Genomic DNA, 2,100 nt, shown 5'->3' with positions numbered 1-2,100 from the left:
TCAAGGTAACACGGGGGCTACCGGTGCTACTGGACCTCAAGGCGTTCAAGGTAACACAGGGGCTACCGGTGCCACGGGACCTCAAGGTATTCAAGGTAATACGGGGGCTACTGGTGCCACGGGACCTCAAGGTATTCAAGGTAACACGGGGGCTACTGGTGCCACGGGACCTCAAGGCGTTCAAGGTAACACTGGTGCTACCGGTGCTACTGGTGCCACGGGACCTCAAGGCGTTCAAGGTAACACAGGGGCTACCGGTGCCACGGGACCTCAAGGCGTTCAAGGTAACACTGGTGCTACCGGTGCTACTGGTGCCACGGGACCTCAAGGCGTTCAAGGTAACACAGGGGCTACCGGTGCTACTGGTGCCACGGGACCTCAAGGCGTTCAAGGTAACACGGGGGCTACCGGTGCTACTGGACCTCAAGGCGTTCAAGGTAACACAGGGGCTACCGGTGCCACGGGACCTCAAGGTGTTCAAGGTAACACTGGTGCCACTGGCCCTCAAGGCGTTCAAGGTAACACTGGTGCTACTGGTGCCACGGGACCTCAAGGTATTCAAGGTAACACGGGGGCTACTGGTGCCACGGGACCTCAAGGCGTTCAAGGTAACACTGGTGCTACCGGTGCTACTGGTGCCACTGGACCTCAAGGCGTTCAAGGTAACACTGGTGCTACCGGTGCCACGGGACCTCAAGGTGTTCAAGGTAACACTGGTGCTACCGGTGCCACTGGACCTCAAGGCGCTCAAGGTAACACGGGGGCTACTGGCGCTACTGGTATAGGAGTTACCGGACCTACTGGACCTTCTGGTGGACCTACTGGACCTCAAGGTAACACGGGGGCTACGGGGGCTACCGGACCTCAAGGTGCTCAAGGTAACACGGGGGCTACCGGACCTCAAGGTGTTCAAGGTAACACTGGTGCTACCGGTGCCACGGGACCTCAAGGTGCTCAAGGTAACACGGGGGCTACTGGTGCCACGGGACCTCAAGGTGTTCAAGGTAACACTGGTGCCACTGGCGCTACTGGACCTCAAGGTGTTCAAGGTAACACTGGTGCCACTGGCGCTACTGGACCTCAAGGTGTTCAAGGTAACACTGGTGCCACTGGTGCCACTGGCGCTACTGGACCTCAAGGTGCTCAAGGTAACACGGGGGCTACTGGTGCCACTGGACCTCAAGGGGTTCAAGGTAACACAGGGGCTACCGGACCTCAAGGTGTTCAAGGTAACACGGGGGCTACTGGTGCCACGGGACCTCAAGGCGCTCAAGGTAACACAGGCGCTACTGGCGCTACCGGACCTCAAGGCGTTCAAGGTAACACAGGGGCTACTGGTGCCACGGGCGCTACCGGACCTCAAGGCGTTCAAGGTAACACGGGGGCTACTGGTGCCACTGGACCTCAAGGCGCTCAAGGTAACACAGGCGCTACTGGTATAGGAGTTACTGGACCAACCGGACCTTCTGGCGGACCTACTGGGCCTACTGGACCTACTGGACCTAGCTTCCCTGTAGCAACAATTGTTGTAACAAATAACATTCAACAAACAGTACTGCAATTTAATAACTTTATTTTTAGTACTGCAATTAACGTAAACAATATGATCTTTAACGGCACAAATACAGTTACTGTTATTAACGCTGGCATTTATGTAATTAGCGTATCCATCGCTACAACTGCGCCAGGATGTGCTCCACTTGGAGTAGGAATTTCAATTAATGGAGCAGTCGCAACTGACAACTTCTCTTCAAGTTTAATAGGTGACTCACTTTCATTTACTACAATTGAAACGTTAGCAGCTGGTGCAAACATCTCTGTCCAATCTACTCTTAACGAGATTACGATCCCTGCAACAGGAAATACTAACATTCGCCTTACTGTATTTAGAATCGCTTAAATTTCACTATGTATTGTTTATGACAAATAAAAAAAGAGCGAGAAACTGAACTGCACCCCAATTGTTAGGCACCGTCTAACAATTGGAGGTGCAGTTTTTCTATGGTTAAATTTACAGCTGATGAAAAAATACACATCGTTCAACGTTATTTGAACGGAAATGAAAGTTACCGAGAAATTAGTAAAGCGGTTGGTATAAGA

At 52.6% G+C, this 2,100-nt stretch carries 1 protein-coding gene; it reads left to right on the top strand.

Features of this window, described 5'->3' with window-relative positions:
• On the top strand, positions 1 to 1,900 hold a 1,900-nt coding region (locus ACS2MN_RS30895; RefSeq protein WP_438894969.1), incomplete at its 5' end, for a Gly-Xaa-Xaa repeat protein.
• Positions 1,901 to 2,100 lie beyond the last annotated feature (200 nt).

Origin of the sequence: Bacillus cereus group sp. BceL062, assembly GCF_051780025.1 — a bacterium.
Lineage (GTDB): Bacteria > Bacillota > Bacilli > Bacillales > Bacillaceae_G > Bacillus_A > Bacillus_A toyonensis.
Note: the sequence above shows the minus strand (reverse complement) of the source record. Positions and strands in the feature narration are given on the sequence as shown.